Origin of the sequence: Klebsiella sp. Lac1, from assembly GCF_009825425.1 — a bacterium.
GTDB classification, from domain to species: domain Bacteria; phylum Pseudomonadota; class Gammaproteobacteria; order Enterobacterales; family Enterobacteriaceae; genus Klebsiella; species Klebsiella electrica.
This window is the reverse complement of the sequence record NZ_VJZJ01000003.1, coordinates 438,568-460,194: the sequence shown is the minus strand read 5'-3', so window position 1 is coordinate 460,194 and position 21,627 is coordinate 438,568. Positions and strand designations below refer to the sequence as shown.

Genomic DNA, 21,627 nt, shown 5'->3' with positions numbered 1-21,627 from the left:
TTAATTATTTTTTTTCCAAAAATATAGCGGTCTCACTTAGATTTTTAGCCCATCCCTGCTGAGCACTGGATTTCATTATTCTAATTTCCTGTAGATCTTTGATAGTAAATCCAATTTCCTTTGCAAGCTCACAGGTTATTTTTGTTGTGTCTATTTTTATATCTGAATATCTACTGTCACCAATTACAATCACTGCCATTCCGTTATTCTCAAGAACGCGCATAGATTCTGTCATTATTACATTTATGTCATGAAAATAATAACTAATCATGTCGGGTATATTTTTGTTCCAAAGTTCTTTTCGCTTCCCATCTAATTTATCTAATGTCTCAGATAGCGTTGGTGAAATTGGTTGCGGTGAAGAAAACATTTTTATTTGAACATGAGAACGTAACGTGTTGGATCTTAATTTTTTATTATCTTCCGAATCATTTAAATAACCTAAGGCCCAAAGTTCAACATTATATATGTCAGTGTAATCAAACGTATTAGGATATGGCGGTGAAAATAATACCAAGTCACTGGTTTCCACTTCTGATATTAACTTCCTAGAGTCCCCTCTAAAAAGTCTATATTCTTCCGATTTTGTTTTTGAATAACGAACTATATCAAAAATAGCATCGTCAACTTTCTGGCGTAGTGCTGCATCAAAAGAATCTGTAGAGTATGTTAAAGACTGCCAATTTTTTCTATACCGCCTACCTTTACCATTTATTAGTACATTGCTAAAAGGGATAAGAATTGCTCCCAAAAGAACTTTTAACAAATTTTTATTTTCATTTTTTTCTATTTTTTCAAATGATTCTCTATATTGCGCGATTCTATAAATTATTTCTTTATTAAAGACCCACCTAAATTCTTCATTATTATGATAAAGTGTTTTTGGCGCGTTTTTATAAAGCAGAGCCAGGTTTGGGGTTTGAGTATCAACGATTTTCATAACATATGACCAATCGTCAATTAAGCTTTCGCTATTATAGCTAGTGAGCTTACTTTCGATCAAATCAGCAAGAAAGGGGTTGACCTCGATTGTTGTTGGCTTAATCCCCATGAGCTGAGATGTAAGTGCTGTTGTACCTGAACCACCGAAGGGGTCCAAAATATTTTTTACCTCGATAGAGGATCTTTGGATAACATCATGTACAAATTTGGGCGAAAATGCCTCTTTAAATTTGAACCATCTTTGGAACGGAACATTTCCTACACCTTGCGCAGTGCTTAACGGGGCAGATAGATCCTGCCATTGTAGTAGACTATCTACGCCATTCTTGTATCCACGCATCCATTAAATCTCTATAAAACAATTAGTTATATTTATTTTGGTGCGTTTATGATACACCACCACTCGTATATCATGAATTATTAACTAATAGAAATGTATGTCAACAGCGGGATGAGTTTTTGTAGATACTGGTTATTTATATTTTAGTGGATGTGTAATATTAATTCATTGAAATTATTGAGGTTTATTGTTTCATGAGTTTTCACTTTATGTACTAACAAATTTGGGGGTTGTAAGGATAACTATTTTAGTTGCGCGTACTTGGACCCTTCCGAATATCGGTGCCAAGATAAAAAGAGACTCCTGCCCAAACGTCTACATCTGAACGCTGTTTCACCAAACTTCATTTCACCGCTGCGGAGCAAGGGGCGCTAAGTCCAGCTATGCAGGGGCAGATTTTTTCTCCCGTGTGTTTCCCGTTCTCCGTATTCGCTTCCGGTTAATCGTTTCCCGGCACAACCCGTCCCGCAAGGGTAAATGGCACGCATTCTGCGCCCTTGCGGGCCAGAACGACGCCGGGAAAGCGAACCGTCAGGCGATACGAAGACGAAAATCACACCACTGACGGAGAAAAAACCATGACAATTTCCCTGCATACCCAGACCAGCGCCCCTAACACCGCAGCGGCGACCAGCGTATCCCCGCTGGACCCGTCAGGCTCCTCAAAAACGAAATGGTCTAAAACCAAAACCGACATTTATCAGACCGTCACCGATAGCATCATTAGCGCACTGGAAGCAGGCGTTAAGCCCTGGACGTGTCCGTGGCAGCGCGTACCGGGCATGTCCGGTTTACCTTCCAACTACGCCACCGGCGCGGCTTACAGCGGGATGAATATCATGTTGCTGTGGTGCAGTGCGTCAGAACAGGGATTCAGTGATTCACGCTGGATGACCTATAAACAGGCTCAGGCAGAGGGCGGGCAGGTTCGCAAAGGTGAGCATGGCACGACCGCTATTTTCTATACCACACTGGAGAAGGAGAACGACGCCGGAGAAATCGATCATATCCCGATGCTGAAAACCTTCACTGTGTTTAACGTTCAGCAAATTGACGGTCTTTCCCTGACTACTGAGGCAGTGAGTCCCGCTGAAACGTTCGAGCCGTTGCCGCAGGCTGAAAATCTTTTCCAGAGTAGCGGCGTAAACATCATAGAGAAAGGACAAAACGCCTTTTTCAGGCCCTCAACCGATGAGGTCTGGCTGCCGGAGCGTCAGCTTTTTTCCGATGCCGCTAATTTCTACGCCACCGGCCTGCATGAGCTGGTGCACTGGAGCGGTGGTAAAACACGTCTTGACCGTGAAATGAAAGGAAGATTCGGTAGTGAGGATTATGCATTTGAGGAGCTGATCGCCGAGCTGGGAAGCGCGTTCCTGATGGCGGATCTGGGAATTGTCGGAGAGGTTCAGCACGAAAGCTATATTGCTTCCTGGCTGAAAGCACTGAAAAACGACAAGCGCTATATTTTCAAAGCCGCCAGCGCAGCATCGAAGGCGCATCGTTATCTGATGGATAAGGTTTGAGTTGAAGAACGGGAAGCCGCAAAGGAATGCGGCTTTAACCTTATATTGGGGTAGGCAGAGTAACAGGGGGAGCAATTTCCCTGCGAATTTTCCGGGCATCGGGTGCCCGGAAAATTCGCAGGCTGCGGGTGCGGGCGGCAAAGAGCCCGCCCATCCCGCAAACGACATTTTATACCGGTGATTACTGTTGATAACGGAACAGGTATAACGACCCATTGTTAAATGTGAAAGACTGCAACGGTAGCAGGACCTGTTTTTGGTGCTATGATAAGTGCATCGGGCCGTGCAATTTGCACGTATTCATTGCGGGAGAGAAACCATGACAGCGAAACAACGCAGCACACAGAGTGTGACCATGACGGTAGAGCGAGCCTTACTGAGCCGGGCGCGTGAGGCAGGCATTAACCTCAGTGCGACCCTGACAACCGCCCTCGATGCGGAGCTTCGCCACTATGAAGCGAAAAAATGGCAGGAAGAGAACAGGGAGGCCATCGACGCATTAAACCGTTTTCATGATGAACATGGCTGTTTCAGTGATGAATATAGGACATTTTAACCATGCAGTTCACCGTATACGGGAATACCGGTAAAAGCGCCGTTTACCCACTGTTGCTTGATGTCACAAGCGATATTATTGGACAACTGAACCGCCGGATCGTGATCCCGTTGCTGCCTGTTGACAGATATCCGGCAGGCCGCCGCCCGGATCGCCTTGTCCCCGTGGTCAGACTGACGGACGGCCAGGAATACGCTGTCATGACTCACGAACTGGCGAGTGTCCCTGTCCGGGCGCTGGGGGTGATGTTCTGTGATGCTTCGCAGTACCGCACTCAGGTAAAGGCCGCTATAGATTTCCTCATCGACGGCATTTGGTCGTGACTGCCGGGAGCCTGTGCCAGTTCGTCTATCGTGCGGAAGAGAAAGATTTCACGTTTTTCTGCGCCGAACGGTATAGATACATTGTTCCATATCACTGTTCCGAAACTGTCAACCAGTCTGATTAACGACGCTTTGGTTTTTCGTTTGCGTAGTAATCAGACTGTATGATAAAAAATCCAGTCAGTTTAAGCTGGTAACGTATCGACTATAGAATCGTTAGTGGACAGAAACCTCTGTCACTTTGAAACTGTCGGGTTTGAGAGCAATGCTGTTATATACTGCGGATATTTTCCAGGTTTGCCCTGGTTCGATATGGTTGACCATGTCCACCGCCTGTCCAATAATTTGTCCGTTTTGGAGCAGATTGAACTTAATAATCACCATATCGATTTCATGATTGCTCTTATTGGTACCTGTTCCGGTTATATTCTTCAGGCCGTTTGGTGTGTCAGCGAGCTGAAGACTGGTGAGTTCAACATCTTTACTTATATTTTCTGCAAATACGGCCCCTGAAAACCCGGCGAAAAGGATAGAAATTATAGCGATTTTTCTTAACATTTATTAATCTCCATGAGCAAGAACAATATTACTGTATAATGGAAGTGTTTATTTGTTAATGACTGTTTTGTATTATATCCAAAAAGAAGTTGTCGTTTTATGAGGTGGGAACTCTAATTTATCTGATGGTTGATTTGATCTTTCCCCATTGCAAAGATATCCTAGAGTATGCTCATAAAGGGATAACTCATGCTTCTGTACAATTGGATTGAACACACAAATGATTTATATGCTATGAGATTTTTTGTTGTCCACAGGTTTTGGGATATGTAAGATTTGAAACCTGTGCTCATCCCGTTGCGAAAAATATAAATATGATTTTTTTGAAAAATTCAACTCCTCTGATTTGAATAAATTTATTTAATCTACTTTGTCACAAATGACCGCTACTCTGAGAATACAATATTGGCCAGCCTTGTCTTTCAGCTTCGGCTATTAGTTCGGGGGATGGATTGACAGCACAGGGATGACCAACCAACTGTAACAGCTCAATATCAGAAATATGATCACCATAAGCATAGCATTCTGCAAGCTGTTGATCATGATTTTGAGCGTAATGTCGGGCATATACGGCTTTATGATAACCAATGGAAACCTTAGTTAGCTCACCTGTATAGAAACCATTTGATACGATTGGTTCGGAGCATATCGAGTTTTTTACTTCCAACGCCTCCATTGCAGGGTGGATAATATCTGTCATTGCCCCGGAAACGAACACTACATCGTCATTTCGAGACTGATGGTATTTGATTTTTTTTACAACCTCAGGGTTGAAATTATAACATCCTTTATTGAATGATTTTTTAGCTAACATTCTAATCTGGAATTGTTCTTCACCTTTAAAGAGTGAATAATAATATCGGTTAATATCCTCGCGATCCTGCCCTGCGTTACTGAGTTCATGAATTTTTTTCATTATTTGAGATAACGATAATCCACATTTTAACTGAAAGTGTTCGGAATATTCCCGCAGGAATACGAACATGCTTTTTCCCGTTATAACGGTTTCATCAAAGTCAAAAAAAGCAATACTCATAATTTTAGATTCCGGTTAAATACTGACAAGATAGTTTTTATGGCAAAGAGATGCTTGCTCACATTCTTTTTTAGTTATGTAGTTAAGGTCATATACACAGAAGGTAAAACATACTTCTGCTTTCTTCGTACCTGTCTGTTCAAAACAGACAGTACATTCACATGCAAACTTACCATGTGATGAGCTTTTTTCGATAAAACGTTTAAAGTAACAGTTACAGGTAATGGAAATACGAAAGATGAAAACGAAACATTCAGCGATGTTAGTGTGAAATATTTTTCCGAAATCGTAATTCCTGCCTCCTGGAGTAAGTATTTCTCGGAAGTGGCGATGATAGTTTGTCTTGCCGCTTCAATAAGAACCATTCCTTGAATATGCTGACCCGTTTGATGATCGCATAATAATTCGGATGAATCTTGCAAAATCAATTTTGCACTGTAATTGTTACTATCTATTCTTTCGGGTGAGGTGATAAGGATATTTTCTTTTTTGCGTTTATGAACCAGCTTTTGATGATCTCTGTTATTTTGATAATAGAGTTCCTGGAGATTAACTATCTCATTGATTTTATCAGGGTAATGTTGACGAATGATGCAAATGGTTCGTGATATGTCGTCGAGTTCAACTCCTTGGCCGATGATGATTTTCTTAACATTTTGAATTTCACCAGACCAGACAAAACGTTCAAATTCGTTTACGGTCAGTACGTTTTCATTTCTTTCTGCGAAGTCTGTAAACTTCTCACCAACTACAATTAATTTTTCCATGTATCACCTCTCAGACGTTTTTCAAAATAAGTGCTATGCCCATACCACCGCCGATACACAACGATGCCAGTCCCGTTCCCTTTTTCTCACGATGCATTGAGTGAATCAAAGAAACGACTATACGGTTTCCAGAACAGCCCAGAGGATGACCAAGTGCAATGGCGCCGCCATTGATATTTAGTTTTTCTAAAATTTCGCTTTCCTGAACGTTATGTTCATGTGAGAGATTTTTGACGACGCCAATAACCTGGGCGGCAAAAGCCTCGTTGATCTCGAAGAGTTCAATATCCCTAAGAAGAAAGCGAGAACGGAGTAACGCATTTTGTATTGCTGGGACAGGCCCCAACCCCATGACTTTGGGATCAACACCTCCTTCACCAAATGATAAAATCTCAGCCATAGGGTTTAAGTTGTATTTCTTTACAGCCTCTTCTGATGCAAGGATCACAGAAGAAGCTCCATCATTAATACCAGACGAATTACCCGGCGTAACAGTACCGTCAGTCTTGAACACCGGTTTTAGTTTTTCAAGTTGTGCTAAAGAGATATCATGCCTGATATGCCCATCTTCTGTAACAAAAGTTGTTCCCCGTTTGTCTTGTACGGGCACAGGGATGATTTCAGATGAGAACAGTCCAGCCTTACTGGCACCTGAAGCTTTCTTATGGCTATTGAAAGCATATTCATCCTGTTCTGATCTTGATATTTTATATAGATCTGCAATAGATTCTGCCGTTTCTCACATTGGAATATGGGAAATTGCGTCAGTTAAACCATCTGTCTGGATGGAATCTACAGTCTGGAAGTTCCCATATTTAACACCAAATCTGATATCACCTTTTAGCAGGTAAGGGGCCTGACTCATGTTTTCCATACCAGCGGCTACAACGATATCCGAATATCCACATTGTATATGGTTCATTCCTTCAAAAATGCTTTTCATCCCACTGCCACATATCATGTTCAGCGTATAGGCCACCTTTTCTGCCGGGATTCCAGCTTTCAAGGCTACCTGGCGTGCTGGCCCCATGCCTTGCCCGGATGACAATACTGTTCCACATATCACCTCATCAACCCATTCCGGTTGGATTTTGGCTTTTTCCAGATTGCTTTTAACTGTTAAAGTTGCGAGTTCAACAGCGGATACAGGTTTTAATGCCCCAAGAAAGCTGCCGACAGGGGTACGGCATGCAGACACTATATAAACTTTTTCCATGATAATTCCTGGTCATATAAAAACGAAAGATATTTGGTTAAATCTGATTCGTTACCAGTAAATCCAATGTATCCATCTGGATTAAGAACGGTATACTCATCATTTTCTATGTTAAGTAACTTCATAAAATCAAAATCATCTTTTTCTACGGAGAAAAATCTGATGTATGAATTATTCTTTATTAGTGAAAGTGAAGAGCATTCTTTTTTAGTTGAGAAAATAATAACCTTGCCCGTAGCAAAAGCATCGTATGTGTTTTTAAATCCATATTTGTTGGATGTGAAATCAAAATATGGCACATGGTGCCCAGCCATACTCTCTGGTAAAGATTCCTGGATTGCCGAAAAACCAGCGTATTTTAGTGGTAAATCCTGTCGATAAAAATTACGGTTACAGTATTCGGGATAATAAACCGCATCAACACTTTTTTTGGGTAAAATCCCCGCAATCAGGCCCGTGTCATAGTCCGTCGAATTCAGGACTTGTTTTACAGCGGTGAAGCGTTGAGAACTGTATGTGTTTAATAGTTCAGCAGTTGCAAATCCTTTGATATAAAATGCGAGTTTCCAGGAAAGGTTTACAGCATCCTGAATCCCGGTATTCATTCCTTGTCCACCAATCGGACTAAACAGGTGGTATGAGTCTCCAGCAAGAAATACATTTCCCTTATGGTTTGCGTCAGCAATTCTGTTATAGAAGTTTGCACTTGATGACCATATCAAATCACACGCTGTACCTACCTGATTGTAGTATTTTGAAAGATAATAATTTATCTCCTTTAGATCTGGCACTGGGCGAGGAGACGGCAATTTTCCTTCTTTTTTAACAACAATCCTGACCATGTTATTCGGCATTGGCAGGAAAATAAGGAATCCTGACTCATCGATGTGATATGACGTCCCCGGTAAATCCACTTTATTATCAAACAATACATCTGCCATAACAAAATGCATGTCATAATCATGCCCGGCAAAACCAATGTTTGCTAATTCTCGGACGGTACTGGCAGCGCCATCAGCGCCAATAATGAAATTATATGGTAACGTATACTCTTTTTTGTTTTCATCTAAAAGCGATGTTTTATAAACTCCATTTTCTTTCGTCCAGGATATCAGCTTATGCCCGCGTTTAACACGGTGTCCGAAGCTGTAAAGGTAATCCTCAAGTAAACCCTCTGTCTCCGGTTGAGGGATGCTAACATGGAATTTATAACATGAAGGTATATACTTGTTATTTATATGAAGAAATTTGTTGTTCTTATAATAAGCATGTATTGAATCAACCTTTCGACCCTTTTCTATTAATTTTTCTGAAAGGTTTAATCCGTGGAATGCCTTGATGGTAGCGGGGCTTACACTCAAGGCTTTAGAGTACGTTGTGCTCTCTGTATTTTTATCAATAATATCAAAATCGATATTGTACTTATTCAGGTAGCAACCCGTCATTAAGCCTACAGGACCGGCGCCTACAATGAGAATTTTTTTCACGATAATACCTCTCTATATGCCCCGGGTGGGGCATATGAGTGCTGACTAATTAATATCCATTACGGATAAACATCACCTTCAATACGGCGGTCACCAGCGACATTGCAGATATGCCAGTAGGGATAAGGTTTTTCTTTATCACTCACTTTGTTGAGAATATCAATTTCCTCCTGGGTGAGATCCCAGGAAAGTGCAGCAATATTATCTTCAAGCTGCGAGAGTTTTGTTGCGCCAATGACAAGAGAAGTGATCCCTGGTCGGGTACGTAGCCAGTTAAGGGCCACCTGAGCAACGGTGGAATTATGCTGTCTTGCGATTTCTTGCATGACTTCCAGTGTCTGGTAAGCCTGCTCGCGGTTAGCTATAGGAGCTGATTCAAAGGGGGTGGCGTTCGCGAGGCGACTGCCCTCAGGGAAGGCCTGGTTGCGCGGATATTTCCCGGTCAGGAATCCTCCAGCGAGAGGACTCCAGACTGTAATTCCAACGTTCTGATCGACACTCAGTGGGACGATTTCATGCTCAAGCTCTCTCGCTGCAATATTGTAATATCCCTGATATACGCAGAATTTTTCCAGTCCGAGGCGTTCAGAAATGCCCAACGCTTTGCCAGTTGCCAGGCTGCGTAGTTAGACACACCGATATAACGGACTTTCCCTGCACGGATCAGATTGTCGAGGGTTCGCAGAGTATCCTCCAGTGATGTACGAGGATCAAAGCCATGCAGGTGATATATATCGATATAATCAGTTTTAAGGCGCTTCAGACTATCTTCGACTGCATTGATAATGTGGTAACGAGAGGCTCCCAGGGAGTTCGGATTAGGGTCTGTTTGCCAGCGGCCTTTGGTGCCGATGATGACTTTCTGACGATTTCCCTTTAGAGCATTACCCAGCAGTTCTTCACCCTGACCATTTTTATAGCAGTCAGCTGTATCGAAAAAGTTGATCCCGGCATCCAGCGCTTTGTAGACGAGGTCATAAGCGGTGTTTTCCGGAACAACACCAAATTCAGACCAGTTACGCCCTGGCGGGCTTTGTTGAATAAATCAGATTTCGGGTAAGTCTCCCCCGTAGCGGGTTGTGTTTTCAGGCAATACGCACGCTTTCAGGCATACCTGCTTTCGTCATTTTGTTCAGCGCTCGTACCAGGGCCATAGCCTCCGCAACCTGACCATCGTAGTCACGCAGCGTCAGTGAACCCCCGAACAGCTGTTTTACCCGGTACATCGCCGTTTCCGCTATCGAGCGACGGTTGTAATCTGTTGTCCATTTCCACCGCGCATTACTCCCGGTCATTCGCTGATTAGCCACTGCACGGTTACGGTCTGCATATTCACCGGGCCAGTAACCCGCACCTTTTCGGGGAGGGATAAGCGCGCTGATTTTCTTACGCCGCAGTTCATCGTGACAGAGCCGGGTGTCGTAAGCGCCGTCTGCCGATGCTGCCCTGATTTTTCTGTGAGTCTGCCGGATAAGACCCGGGAAGGCTTCTGAGTCCGTCACATTGTTCAGCGACAGGTCAGCGCAGATGATTTCATGTGTTTTACTGTCAACGGCGAGATGCAGCTTACGCCAGATACGGCGGCGTTCCTGGCCATGCTTTTTGACTTTCCACTCGCCTTCACCGAAGACCTTCAGCCCGGTGGAATCAATTACCAGGTGTGCGATTTCACCCCGGGTGGGCGTTTTGAAACTGACATTAACCGACTTTGCCCGCCTGCTGACACAGCTGTAATCCGGGCAGCGTAGCGGAACGTTCATCAGAGAAAAAATGGAATCAATAAAGCCCTGCGCAGCGCGCAGGGTCAGCCTGAATACGCGTTTAATGACCAGCACAGTCGTGATGGCAAGGTCAGAATAGCGCTGAGGTCTGCCTCGTGAAGAAGGTGTTGCTGACTCATACCAGGCCTGAATAGCTTCATCATCCAGCCAGAAAGTTATGGAGCCACGGTTGATGAGGGCTTTATTGTAGGTGGGCCAGTTGGTGATTTTGAACTTTTGCTTTGCCACGGAACGGTCTGCGTTGTCGGGAAGATGCGTGATCTGATCCTTCAACTCAGCAAAAGTTCGATTTATTCAACAAAGCCACAGCGCGCCTGTCGCGCTGGCCCCGAAGGGGTGAGCGGCTCGCCGCGAATAATCGAACCAAGGACACGGGGATTTTCAAAACTCGTGTCAGATTTAGAGAGAAAATGTTAGTAATTTAAGTATTGAATCATCCCCTGATGAGCTGGGAATTTTCAGTTTTTCATCCGAGTTTTCAACATTGTCGAGAACTCAAAATCAAAACTAGCTTCGTTGCTAATAGCATTCGACATGAAATCCTGACAAGACAGAATTTCGATATATTCCTTTCGAGAACTTTTTCTCTGAGAAAATGAAAGTCCTTGGAAAATAATTGGTTGAGCTGGCTCTTCATTGTCAAGCCTATCCTTATGAAGCAGAGTGTAGTTCAATCCCAATAATTCCATAATTTCCCCATTCAGTGAACGGATCGATCCAAAATGACGGTGAAACATAAGGTTACCAGCATCACCATCAAAATAAATATCAACCATATCCTTCCAGTTTGGACTATGTCTGTTCCACTCTATTACGCCTACAAATAATTCCTCGTGGTCCGCAAAGTTGAGCTTCACTATAAGATAAGGAAGATATCTCTGGGGATCAAATGGGGTCCAGACTAACGTTTTCAATATGTCGTCATTTGAGAAGGTTTTCAGTTCAAGTGATTCTGCTTTCCTATGAAGGGCATGGGCTACGATACTATGCACATTAGTCCTCCAGATTGGGTTAAAGAAAAACACGTCATCAGTAGCAGTTAAAAGCGCATCAATCTCAGGCTTATATGCTAAAGATGCAACAATATCCATATTATAGGTTGATCCACCTTGCATTCCTCGCAACTCAGCCAGTAGATCACGATCTGACAAGTTAGCTTCAACAAAAAGTCCAGACCGAATGATCTCAACATCTTTAACCATATCATCTGAGAGCCAATACTGAGCTTTTTCCGGATGGGAAATCTGTAATCCTTCTGCACCCATTTTTTCATATAATGAGATTTCTTCGTTGTCCTCCCAGACTTTGTCGGCGAGTTCACCTAAAATGTCACTGGGCTCGGACATCCCCTCCAGCCAGTCATTAAACTCCTCTAAAGCTTCTCCGAAGAAGCGTCTGTTTATTATTTCTTGGTAGAATTCAGCACTTTCCTCTTGTTGAGAAAAATATACAAGATGTGAGATGCCATGACTTCCATCGGCGAGCGTTATAACTGCGAAGATGAAGTTGTGCAGACCGATTCTCTGCATGTATTGGGTCCCAGCTTGCGCGCCAGCACGAGCTTTTTTAATATCGTTATATTCCCAAATGAAATGTCGCCGAGAAAAGGATCTCTCAGCCTGTTTTGGTAAAGGAGAAATCCATTTGATGTGTTCTGGGAGCCCATCGTTCCCCAATGAGATTTTCCCACCTTTCAGGGCGTAGCGAGTGTTATGATAGAATTCAGAAAAAGGAGTCAGCAATTCGTGCCATTCGACTGATAGTATGATCAACCTATACTCGGTCGATTTAATCAGAGATCTTGCGCGAACCAATGCTGCATACTTTGCTAGTTCTTGTAGGCCTTGACGTGCAGCAGCATCCGATTTTTTTATTTCAATGATAACGATTCGCCCTTTCTGATCACGGGCGAAAATATCAACGAAACCAGAGGCCCCATTGTCATTCTTTAAATACTGCTCTTTTTTCTGCAGCATCAATCCTGGCTCGATCATGTCGAGATTTTTGGCTAAAAAATCGCGAATATCTGCTTCACTTTTGGCTATTTTCATGACTTACACCATATGTTTTTCTAAAAATACCATCTATCTGTCGAAAAAGAGTTTTTATGGGGAATGCCCTCAAAATGTCGATGTATACATCACTAGAACCACTGCATGCCAATCATTAGAGGAGTAGATCGCAGCCGGTACTCTTCCGGCGTCTTTGAGAGACGCATTCCAGACACGAATGGTGCCTCGCTCACCGTTAAAAACTCTTTGTGCTCTGTTTCCTAAGGTGTCCTTGGTGGTTCGCCGATGCTTTTTAACAGGGAGTTGTATTGATGCGGATCTGCTGCATAAATTTTGTCCAATACGTAGTTTGCCACCTTGGAAATTTCTGGAATCTCCACGGGTCTGAATCCACGATCAGGGATCGATTCGAGATGTGAAAACTCGTTGTTAAGTCTATTCACAAGAGCTATCGCAGTCGGATCCTCATCGCCAAAGAATTTCTTGATCCGTTCAAAGGCATCGTTCTTGTCATCTTGGTGGGGGAACTTAAAGAATAAAAATGCCTCAAGGAACTTACGGAGGTTGTTACCAAATCCATAAAATGGTTCATGAGATTCATTCGCTCCACCTTGATTACGGCACTTGTAGATCTGATGAAATAGGTAGTTGAATTCTGTGATGTAGTCTCGCAGATACGAAGGCATCAGGGAAATCTGACTTGCCCCTCCGTTTCTCTCCACGATGAAATGTTGGCATCCGCCGTGATTCTTCTCATTCGGAAGTGATATTTTCTTTAGATACTTCAAGAAATCTAGGTTGTGGGTGGATATAAAAAGCTGCTTGTAGCGAAAGCTGTTTGTTCCATCTGCATTCTTGATGGGTTTCGCAATCAGGCTTTCAATCAAGCTGAACATGAAGAAGATGTGATTCCCGTCTAGGCTGGAAATTGGGTCATCTATATAAATGATCAGATCCTTACCTTTGCTGTCTGGCTCTTCCAGCTTGGCTATGAAGTAGCAGAAAGCAATCAGACTGCATTCGCCTTCGCTCAAGTTGTAGGCTGATTCACCATCTCTTGTGACTTCAAACTTAACCGAAGTCTGCTCAACATTGTCTTTGGCTTCAAGTTTGATGCCATCGTGACCAAAGAAGTGACTGAGTAGGTCATTCACTCGCTTCGCGCCCTTGCGTTCATCCTTCTGTTGGCCCTGTAGGCGGGTCACTTCGGCTTCTTGTTTGATAATTTCGACTTCTGCCTCGGTAAATGCAGTGTTGGCAGTGTCAGCATCTGTTTTGAGACTGGCAATACGGGTCAACTCAGTATCGTAGGTAATGTCTCCGATAAAGGAAGCCACATCGGTAAGTCGAAGAGATTCGCGAGCAGTATTTTTATCTTTTTCCAGTGAACTTGTACGGCTGTTGTTTCTACTGATCAGATTATTGATGTCGCCTACGCATCGCTGAATTGCATTCGAATCGTGAATGTAGACAGGTATGGCAACCTGCTGAAAAATGGTGTTCTTTCTCTTATCCAATGCAGCCTTCAGAGTTTTGATATCCTGCATGTAGCTATTCAGGTATTCAGCAAGTTCTCTCTTGCTGGCTTCAAATAAGATTTTTTCTTCTGCATAGAACTTATCACCAGTCAAAGTCAAGAAGTTAGGAATGGCTTGGATTTCGCTGGCGATGGAAGTCAGGCATGAATCGATACACGACTCCAGATCCGAGGATTCTTTACTGAAGTGAGAGTCTAATACCTGCCAGATGTCATGAGGAAGGTTCTGACGACAGAAGGCGCAAGTGTTCCGCTTATCTTTATGTAGAGGTATGCCTTGCTTCACCCACGTTTGAAGAGCCGCCTCATTCAACAGTTCCTGAATCGCCGTAGTTGGCTTGATCGATCTTGAAAGGAGTTCTTCAGCCACCTTTTTTATTGACTCAAAGTTGAGGCTTATCGATACGGTATCAGCGATATCAGGTAAGGCTTCTTGCTTCAATAGGTTGACCTTGGATGCTTGTTCTTCGGTTGTCAGCGGTATGAAGCTAGGTTTTTTGACTGAGTCAATGTCTCTTTTGATGCTGTCTATATTGTAAACAGCAGGGCCGTATATGCGGTTCTGCTTAATCTTACTGTTGGCATGAGAACGAAGTTTGCCTTCCAGAGCATCAGACGCAGTATTATGATTGCCTTTAGTTCGATCTCGTTCTTTCTTTTTAGCTTCAAGTTCATGTCGGAGGCCTGCCTCCGACTCAACACTGCCTAGCTTAGTTTGGATTGCGATAATGGCATCTTCGATCTCTTTATTCTTTTCACCAACGATAGCAAACGTCTTGATCTCTCCGTCGGTTTGATTGACCAAAAAGCTTAGGTTATCGCTCACAAAGTCCCGATTGTAGACCCGAACATCATAGCCATGACCGACAAGGCCTACCTGTGTCACATCACCTTTGTCACCACGAATAGTGAAATTTGGATCCACGTAGTTATGTGGAATGCGCCCCGTTTCCAAAGCGCGGAAAATCCGCGAGAGTGTCGTTTTACCAGAGTAGTTCCGTCCGTAGAGGATGTTGAGCCTCTTGAAATTCTGGACGTTGTTACCTGCATCCTTAAGGCTCTTTCTCCAACTGAGGCCCGCAAAACTACCGAAACTATCGATGTCAACCTGACTGAACATGAACACTCCCTTAGCGCTGGCTATTGGCTGCCGATTTGCAAGTGAAACAGATCGTTAGCTAGTTTACTCTGTGCTTAAGGAAGGAGTGAATAGGTTATTGATATAAGAAAGGAATTCTTATATATGAAGCGGAATTCAACACCCATCTAAAGATCCCTTTCAAACGTTCATCGACAGAGTTAGGGTATAAAGCCGCTAAATAGCGGCTGCAAGATAACCTTGATGCAGCCAATAGAACTCAGCTGTACTGGCCCCAATCCCTATCAATTACCCATGCTGGACGCCATGAAACAAAGGAACTAGGTTCAAAATGATCGCCTGTATCAATCATATACTCGATACGCTCTTCCCTTAAAGGGAGGGTGTGATTAGTTTTATCGCTCTCAAAATCCCAAACCCAATATCGTGGGATCCCATCTTTGATTCTAGTTCCGGCAGCGTGATCCATTGGTGCACATACTCTTTCAATGTAACGCCCATCGTCTTCAGAGTAGAATCGTATTCTTAGTTTCTTTTTGGTATGTATAGCGTCTATGAACACATCATGCTGATTGTGCATAACCCTTTCCTTACGTAGTCAATTAAAGATAAAGTTCCTTAAAATACGATACCTATCTTAGGGTTATCACAATTGTAGATCTGTGGTCAAACGCTCGAAAATGATACGATTCCTTGTTTCCATCTCGATAAATTTGTTGGTGCAGTATGGCAATCTGGTCGCGTATCAACGTGATGGGGTGTGGTATAGGCGGTAAGTGTCAAGGTAGTTGGCACCCTTAGTTAATTTACGCGGCCTGTTTTTCCCGTTCCGGATTCAGTGTTACAGAGCCCTGCGGTTGCCAGTTTCTTGTCTGACCTGACCAGCGCTCCGGGTGCGCTTTCTGTGCCTGCCTGTACAGGGTATCACGCTGTTTCAGCAGGACGCTGTCCTCACCCCGATGCCGCTCTCCCGGAGTCACATAGCGTATTCCACTGTGACGGTGTTCTTCGTTATACCACCGGGTAAATTTATCCATCCAGTGACGCGCATCCTCTAGTGTTCTGACCCCTGATGACGGCCACTGGGGCACATATTTCAGCGTCCGGAACAGCGACCCGGCATACGCGTTATCATTACTCACCCGTGGCCTGCTGTGGGAGGCCGTGATATTCAGTTCATACAGTTTCATCTGCAACGTCTGAGATTTCATCGCCGCTCCGTTATCGGCGTGCAACATCAGCGGCTGACGCCAGCAGCCTTCACGCAGAACGCTGCGTTGCATCAGTGCTGCAGCCTGTTCACCACTTTCTGTTTCATGCACCTCATAACCGGTGATTTTACGGCTGTACAGGTCGATTATCATGTACAGATAAAACCAGCGGCCACGCACCGTTGACGGTAACCAGGTTATATCCCAGGACCACACCTGGCAGGGCTCCATCGCCGTGTACGTTGTGGGTGGTGTCATTTTCTGCATCCGCGCCTGACGTCCTCGGCGGTGCACTTCTCCTGAGCGCCGCAGTACGCGGTAAAACGTCGATTCACTGGCCAGATAAAGGCCTTTGTCTGCCAGTCGTGGCACGATTTGGGATGGCGGCAGGCTGGCATATTCCTGCTGATGGCAGATATCCGATATCCCGTATCCGGCTTTCTTCCTCAGGAGATAGCCGGTTAAACGGTACCGGCCTGATGGTTTCAGTCCTGCGGTCACGGGGGCAGCACTGCCAGCGGCGCCAGGTACGCAGGCTCAGCTGAACTTCACGGCAGGCGATGACACGCCGGGCTCCGGCTCCCACGGCTTCATTAACCCACAGAATAAACTGCCGCCGCTCATCTTCCTGGGTCAGTCGTCCCCGTCCGTTTCCCCGTAGTAGTCCCTGAGCTTTTTTCGCAGAACCAGTATGGCAGCAGCCTCCGCGAGAGCCTTTTCTTTACGAACCCGCTCTTTTTTCAATTGTTTAATTTCTTTCTGGCTCTGTTTCAGGGCCGCTTTATCCACAGGCGCAGAGACCTGCAAAAAGCCCTGTTTCCACTGAATAAGTTGTTCCGGATAAAGGCCTTTTTTACGGCATTATTCTGCCACTTCAGCTTCGCTGAATGTGGCTGTTTCGACAATAGCGGCAAAACGCGCTTCTGCGGACCACTGGTCTGTTGTTTTGTCTGCGCCGGGCACCGGTTTTCCCTCTGATTTAGCCTGATTACGCCAGTTATACAGGGTAGCTTCGGATATTCCTTCCATCTGCGCAACAGCGGCAACGGTCATGTTGTAGGGCGGTAGCAGTTTTGCCAGTGTGCTGGCTTTTCGTTCAGGGGAAATTCGTTTCATTTGTCACTCCGTCGCCCTCAGATTGATTTTTCAGAGGGGGTGACAACTATCCTGACACTGAGGGCCGCCGGGCGGCTGAAGTGCAATCAGTCCGCTTCTGGCACGGAACGGACCTTCATTGACGCTATGCCAGACCTAAATTGCTGCTCAGCAGGGATTTTAACGCCGCCATTAACTTCACTTACTGGAGGCTTAACAGTGGCTGGGAAAAGTTGGTTGACGGAGGGCTGATAACCGATTTTATTGAGTACCGTGAGCAAGGCCGGGAATACTTTCCGGGATTGTGAAGGGTTGAGCAAGCCTACCAGCGCGGTAGTGTTTTGCAGAGCTCCGAAGTGAAGCGATGCTGCTTGTCTTCTCCTGACTGGACAAAGACCGGATTCTGCCTTGCAATGATCAATTCACCAATAGGTATACCTAATGGAAATAGTATTTATTGGCAGAGTGAAGACCAGCAGACGTTGGCACAGTGACCGGAAGGGCATCTATAAAGGACAATGCTCAGGAGGGCCCAAGGTGTAAAAGCAGTGTCTCCTGTGGTCGACACGACCAGAAATCTACCGGAACCCCAGAAAGCAAAAAACCAGCCCGTAGGCTGGTTTCTTTAAATAGTGGTGCCCGGACTCGGAATCGAACCAAGGACACGGGGATTTTCAATCCCCTGCTCTACCGACTGAGCTATCCGGGCAACGGGGCGCATTAAAACCGATTCGCCTCGCTTCGTCAACGAAATTTATTCAAATCGATGCAGACTGCACAATCTATCACCAGTTTGAATTAAAAGCACCCGTTTTCAGGTGAAAAAAAGCGTCCAGGCCGCTGAAATCGGCATTGCCAGAAGCAGGGCCGGCAGCATGTTCACCACCGCAAACATCTTAATTCCGCAGATGCGCAGCCCGGTCGCCAGCAGCAGCATGCCGCCGACGGCGCTGAAATCGGCCATCATCATCGGCGTGGTGAGCGGCATGATCAGCGACGCGCAGGCCGCCAGCGTGAGCTGAATGAGCAGCATCGGTACGCAAATGGCTGAAACGGCAAACCCCAGCGTGCAGGCGAAAATCGTGGCGGTGAAAAAGTCGAGGAAGGCTTTGGCGATCAGAATGCTGGCATCGCCGGTCATCCCTTCGCGCATAGCGCCGAAAATTCCGGTACCGCTGGCGCAGAACAGAACAATAATGGCGACATAGCTCTGAATAAATGACGTATTCAACTGCGCCTTTTTTTTGCCTGTCGGCGTGAGCCACTGCTGCAGTTTGCTGACCACGGTATTGATGCCTTTTTCCATATTGCAGGCTTCGCCAAGCAGCGTGCCGACCAGCGTGGAGAGCACCATCACCGGCAGGTTGGCGCATTTCACTACCAGCAAAATACCAATCCCTAATGAGGCCAGACCAAAAATAGAGGTCATCGATGTCCGAATCCGCTCCGGCAACCGCTGACTTAACAGCGCGCCCAGTACGCCGCCTAAAAGGACCGCGCCGGCATTAATAAAAGGTCCTGTCACCACAGCAGTGCTCCTGTAAATTATCCCTGACAACGGCATTATTATGACCCGAAAGCAGGGTAAAGGCCTGCAAATACGTATCGTATTTGCATACAGATTTCATCTTGCGCAGGTATGTCAAAGGTGACATTATTGCGCGAATTTTCTTCTCTTCAGCGATGAGGCCGCCGATGATCTCCCCCTCCGTACATCATCATTGCCGCTGTACGCGGATGCGTAAGCCGTCTCATCTTGCTACTCTGCATTCTGATTCCCTGCACCTCATGCGGTGAAGGCAGCGCAGGCTCACTGCAGGACAACAGTAAGATCGGACCCGGTCTGCTTTTACTGATGTCTGGCGGTCGGAGCTGGAATCCAGTCGGACCCTGACATTTCGTTGGGCAAGGTATTAACGCTTTGCCTGAAGCCTTTTACTCTCCGGAAACGGGTATTCGCGCTAATGAAATCACTGCACATTGCCGCCAGCCACGCGCTGGTCTCTCATCTCTCTACCCACCGCCGCGTAGTGGCGCTGGACAGTACTGATTTTACCGATGTGGCGGCAGTCGTCATTACCGCAGCGGACAGCCGCAGCGGCATCCTCTCTCTGCTGAAACGCAGCGGCTTTAACCTGCCGGTCTATCTGCTGACCGATAGCGACATGGAAAAGCCAGACGGCGTGACGGCGATGATCGGCGGGAAGGAGCAGGAGTGGCTCGAACTGGAGGCCGCCGCCTGCAACTATGAAGAGAATCTGCTCCCGCCGTTCTTCAATACCCTGACGCAGTACGTCGAGATGGACAACAGCACCTTTGCCTGCCCGGGGCATCAGCACGGCGCGTTCTTTAAAAAACACCCGGCGGGCCGCCAGTTTTTTGACTTCTTTGGCGAGAACGTCTTTCGTGCCGATATGTGCAATGCCGATGTGAAACTTGGGGACCTGCTGATCCACGAAGGCTCGGCGAAGCACGCGCAGAAGTTCGCGGCCAGGGTCTTTAATGCCGACAAAACCTATTTTGTCCTCAACGGCACCTCGGCGGCGAATAAAGTCGTATGTAATGCGCTGCTGACGCGTGGCGACCTGGTGTTGTTCGACCGCAACAATCACAAATCCAACCACCATGGCGCGCTGATTCAGGCGGGGGCCACCCCGGTCTATCTCGAAGCGTCGCGAAACCCGTTTGGCTTTATCGGCGGCATCGATAACCACTGTTTTGATGAACACTACCTGCGTAATCTGATTCGGGAAGTGGCGCCGGAAAAAGCCGATACGCCGCGGCCGTTCCGCCTGGCGGTCATTCAACTGGGCACCTATGACGGAACGGTCTACAACGCTCGTCAGGTGGTGGATAAAATCGGCGGCCTGTGCGACTACATTCTGTTTGATTCCGCGTGGGTAGGCTATGAACAGTTTATTCCGATGATGGCCGACTGCTCGCCGCTGCTGCTGGATCTGAATGAAAACGATCCGGGCATTTTTGTTACCCAGTCGGTGCATAAGCAGCAGGCGGGGTTCTCGCAAACGTCGCAGATCCATAAAAAAGATAACCACCTGCGCGGCCAGGCGCGATTCTGTCCGCATAAGCGGCTAAATAACGCCTTTATGCTGCATGCTTCTACCAGCCCGTTTTACCCGCTGTTTGCGGCGCTGGACGTGAACGCTAAAATCCACGAAGGAGAGAGCGGCCGCCGACTGTGGGCGGAATGCGTGGTGCAGGGGATTGAAGCGCGCAAGGCGATCATCGCCAGTTGCAAAATGATTCAGCCGTTTATTCCGCCGGTTGTGGCGGGGCGCCCGTGGCAGGATTATCCTACCGAGACGATTGCCCGCGAGCGGCGTTTCTTCAGCTTTGAACCGGGCGCCCGCTGGCACGGTTTTGACGGTTATGCCAGCGAGCAGTACTTTGTCGACCCGTGTAAATTGCTGCTGACTACCCCGGGCATTGATGCCGAAAGCGGCGAATATACCGGGTTTGGTATCCCGGCGACCATTCTGGCGCACTACCTGCGTGAGAACGGCATTGTGCCGGAGAAATGCGATCTGAATTCGATCCTGTTCCTGCTTACGCCGGCCGAGAGTACGGAAAAAATGGCCCGCCTGGTGGCGATGCTGGCGCAGTTTGAACAGCACATCGAAGCCGACACGCCGCTCGCCGACGTGCTGCCGACTATCTATAACAAATATCCGGTGCGCTATCGCGATTACACCCTCCGCGAACTGTGCCAGGAGATGCATGATCTGTACGTCAGCTTTGACGTGAAGGATCTGCAAAAAGAGATGTTCCGTAAGCACAGTTTCCCGCGCGTGGTGATGAACCCGCAGGATGCCAACCGCGAGTTTATTCGCGGCAACGTTGAGCTGGTACGGTTAAACGAGGCGGAAGGCCGGGTTGCCGCTGAAGGGGCGCTGCCCTATCCGCCGGGCGTGCTGTGCGTGGTGCCGGGAGAAATCTGGGGCGGCGCGGTGCTGCGCTATTTCCTGGCGCTGGAAGAGGGCGTCAACATGCTGCCCGGTTTTTCACCCGAGCTGCAGGGGGTCTATAGCGAGACGGACTCAGACGGCATCAAGCGGCTGTACGGCTATGTCCTGAACCAGGCGGCTGTGCGCCTTTCTTAATACCGGCCCCTCTCCCGCGAAGT

General features: G+C 46.4%; 16 protein-coding genes, 1 tRNA gene and 2 pseudogenes. 4 read left to right on the top strand and 15 right to left on the bottom strand.

The window, feature by feature from the left end:
- Positions 1-4: 4 nt before the first annotated feature.
- Entirely contained in the window at positions 5-1,282 is a 1,278-nt protein-coding gene (locus FNY10_RS21185; RefSeq protein ID WP_141963441.1) for a DNA methyltransferase, read from the bottom strand.
- 578 nt (positions 1,283-1,860) lie between these two features.
- On the opposite strand from FNY10_RS21185, the gene FNY10_RS21180 reads away from it, so the two are divergent.
- From FNY10_RS21180 to FNY10_RS21170, 3 genes are all read left to right on the top strand, one after another.
- On the top strand, positions 1,861-2,805 hold the full coding sequence (locus tag FNY10_RS21180) for an ArdC family protein (RefSeq protein ID WP_141963443.1): 945 nt from the start codon (positions 1,861-1,863) through the stop codon (positions 2,803-2,805).
- A gap of 319 nt (positions 2,806-3,124) precedes the next feature.
- A complete protein-coding gene (locus FNY10_RS21175; RefSeq protein ID WP_141963445.1) occupies positions 3,125-3,361 on the top strand; it encodes a type II toxin-antitoxin system CcdA family antitoxin in 237 nt (78 codons plus the stop codon).
- Positions 3,362-3,363: 2 nt separating this feature from the next.
- On the top strand, positions 3,364-3,684 hold the full coding sequence (locus tag FNY10_RS21170) for a CcdB family protein (protein ID WP_141963447.1): 321 nt from the start codon (positions 3,364-3,366) through the stop codon (positions 3,682-3,684).
- 216 nt (positions 3,685-3,900) lie between these two features.
- Here the strand turns inward: FNY10_RS21170 and FNY10_RS26665 are convergent, their stop codons facing one another.
- From FNY10_RS26665 to FNY10_RS21110, 14 genes and pseudogenes are all read right to left on the bottom strand, one after another.
- Entirely contained in the window at positions 3,901-4,242 is a 342-nt protein-coding gene (locus FNY10_RS26665) for an FxLYD domain-containing protein (RefSeq protein WP_141963449.1), read from the bottom strand.
- Positions 4,243-4,615: 373 nt separating this feature from the next.
- Complete coding sequence (locus FNY10_RS21165) at positions 4,616-5,278, bottom strand: HAD-IB family hydrolase (protein WP_160704451.1); 663 nt, start codon at positions 5,276-5,278, stop codon at positions 4,616-4,618.
- A gap of 74 nt (positions 5,279-5,352) precedes the next feature.
- Positions 5,353-6,045 carry an AfsA-related hotdog domain-containing protein gene (locus tag FNY10_RS21160; RefSeq protein WP_227699459.1) on the bottom strand — a complete coding sequence of 231 codons (693 nt, stop codon included), beginning with the start codon at positions 6,043-6,045 and terminating at the stop codon, positions 5,353-5,355.
- A gap of 10 nt (positions 6,046-6,055) precedes the next feature.
- Positions 6,056-7,261, bottom strand: a pseudogene (locus tag FNY10_RS21155) (acetyl-CoA C-acetyltransferase).
- Complete coding sequence (locus FNY10_RS21150) at positions 7,243-8,748, bottom strand: FAD-dependent monooxygenase (protein ID WP_141963453.1); 1,506 nt, start codon at positions 8,746-8,748, stop codon at positions 7,243-7,245. Before FNY10_RS21150 ends, FNY10_RS21155 begins: the two are co-directional and overlap by 19 nt.
- A gap of 59 nt (positions 8,749-8,807) precedes the next feature.
- Entirely contained in the window at positions 8,808-9,347 is a 540-nt protein-coding gene (locus FNY10_RS27205) for an aldo/keto reductase (protein WP_255493280.1), read from the bottom strand.
- The gene (locus FNY10_RS27200) at positions 9,248-9,694 is read right to left on the bottom strand and encodes an aldo/keto reductase (RefSeq protein ID WP_416309070.1); all 447 of its coding nucleotides are present in this window, start codon (positions 9,692-9,694) and stop codon (positions 9,248-9,250) included. The genes FNY10_RS27205 and FNY10_RS27200 overlap by 100 nt, the downstream gene beginning before the upstream one ends.
- Before the next feature lie 139 nt (positions 9,695-9,833).
- Entirely contained in the window at positions 9,834-10,802 is a 969-nt protein-coding gene (locus FNY10_RS21140; RefSeq protein WP_004099053.1) for an IS5-like element IS903B family transposase, read from the bottom strand.
- A 185-nt stretch (positions 10,803-10,987) separates the two neighbouring features.
- Positions 10,988-12,580 carry an endonuclease NucS domain-containing protein gene (locus FNY10_RS21135; RefSeq protein WP_160703280.1) on the bottom strand — a complete coding sequence of 531 codons (1,593 nt, stop codon included), beginning with the start codon at positions 12,578-12,580 and terminating at the stop codon, positions 10,988-10,990.
- Positions 12,581-12,801: 221 nt separating this feature from the next.
- A complete protein-coding gene (locus tag FNY10_RS21130; protein ID WP_167686214.1) occupies positions 12,802-15,198 on the bottom strand; it encodes an AAA family ATPase in 2,397 nt (798 codons plus the stop codon).
- A 238-nt stretch (positions 15,199-15,436) separates the two neighbouring features.
- Complete coding sequence (locus FNY10_RS21125; protein WP_019211386.1) at positions 15,437-15,757, bottom strand: hypothetical protein; 321 nt, start codon at positions 15,755-15,757, stop codon at positions 15,437-15,439.
- Between the two features lie 226 nt (positions 15,758-15,983).
- Positions 15,984-17,504 (bottom strand): annotated as a pseudogene (locus tag FNY10_RS21120) (IS3 family transposase).
- 612 nt (positions 17,505-18,116) lie between these two features.
- A tRNA-Phe gene (locus FNY10_RS21115) sits at positions 18,117-18,192 on the bottom strand.
- Positions 18,193-18,297: 105 nt separating this feature from the next.
- The gene (locus tag FNY10_RS21110; protein WP_131048567.1) at positions 18,298-19,011 is read right to left on the bottom strand and encodes a DUF554 domain-containing protein; all 714 of its coding nucleotides are present in this window, start codon (positions 19,009-19,011) and stop codon (positions 18,298-18,300) included.
- 436 nt (positions 19,012-19,447) lie between these two features.
- Between FNY10_RS21110 and FNY10_RS21105 the strand changes: the two genes are divergently transcribed.
- Complete coding sequence (locus tag FNY10_RS21105; protein WP_160703278.1) at positions 19,448-21,604, top strand: ornithine decarboxylase; 2,157 nt, start codon at positions 19,448-19,450, stop codon at positions 21,602-21,604.
- Positions 21,605-21,627 lie beyond the last annotated feature (23 nt).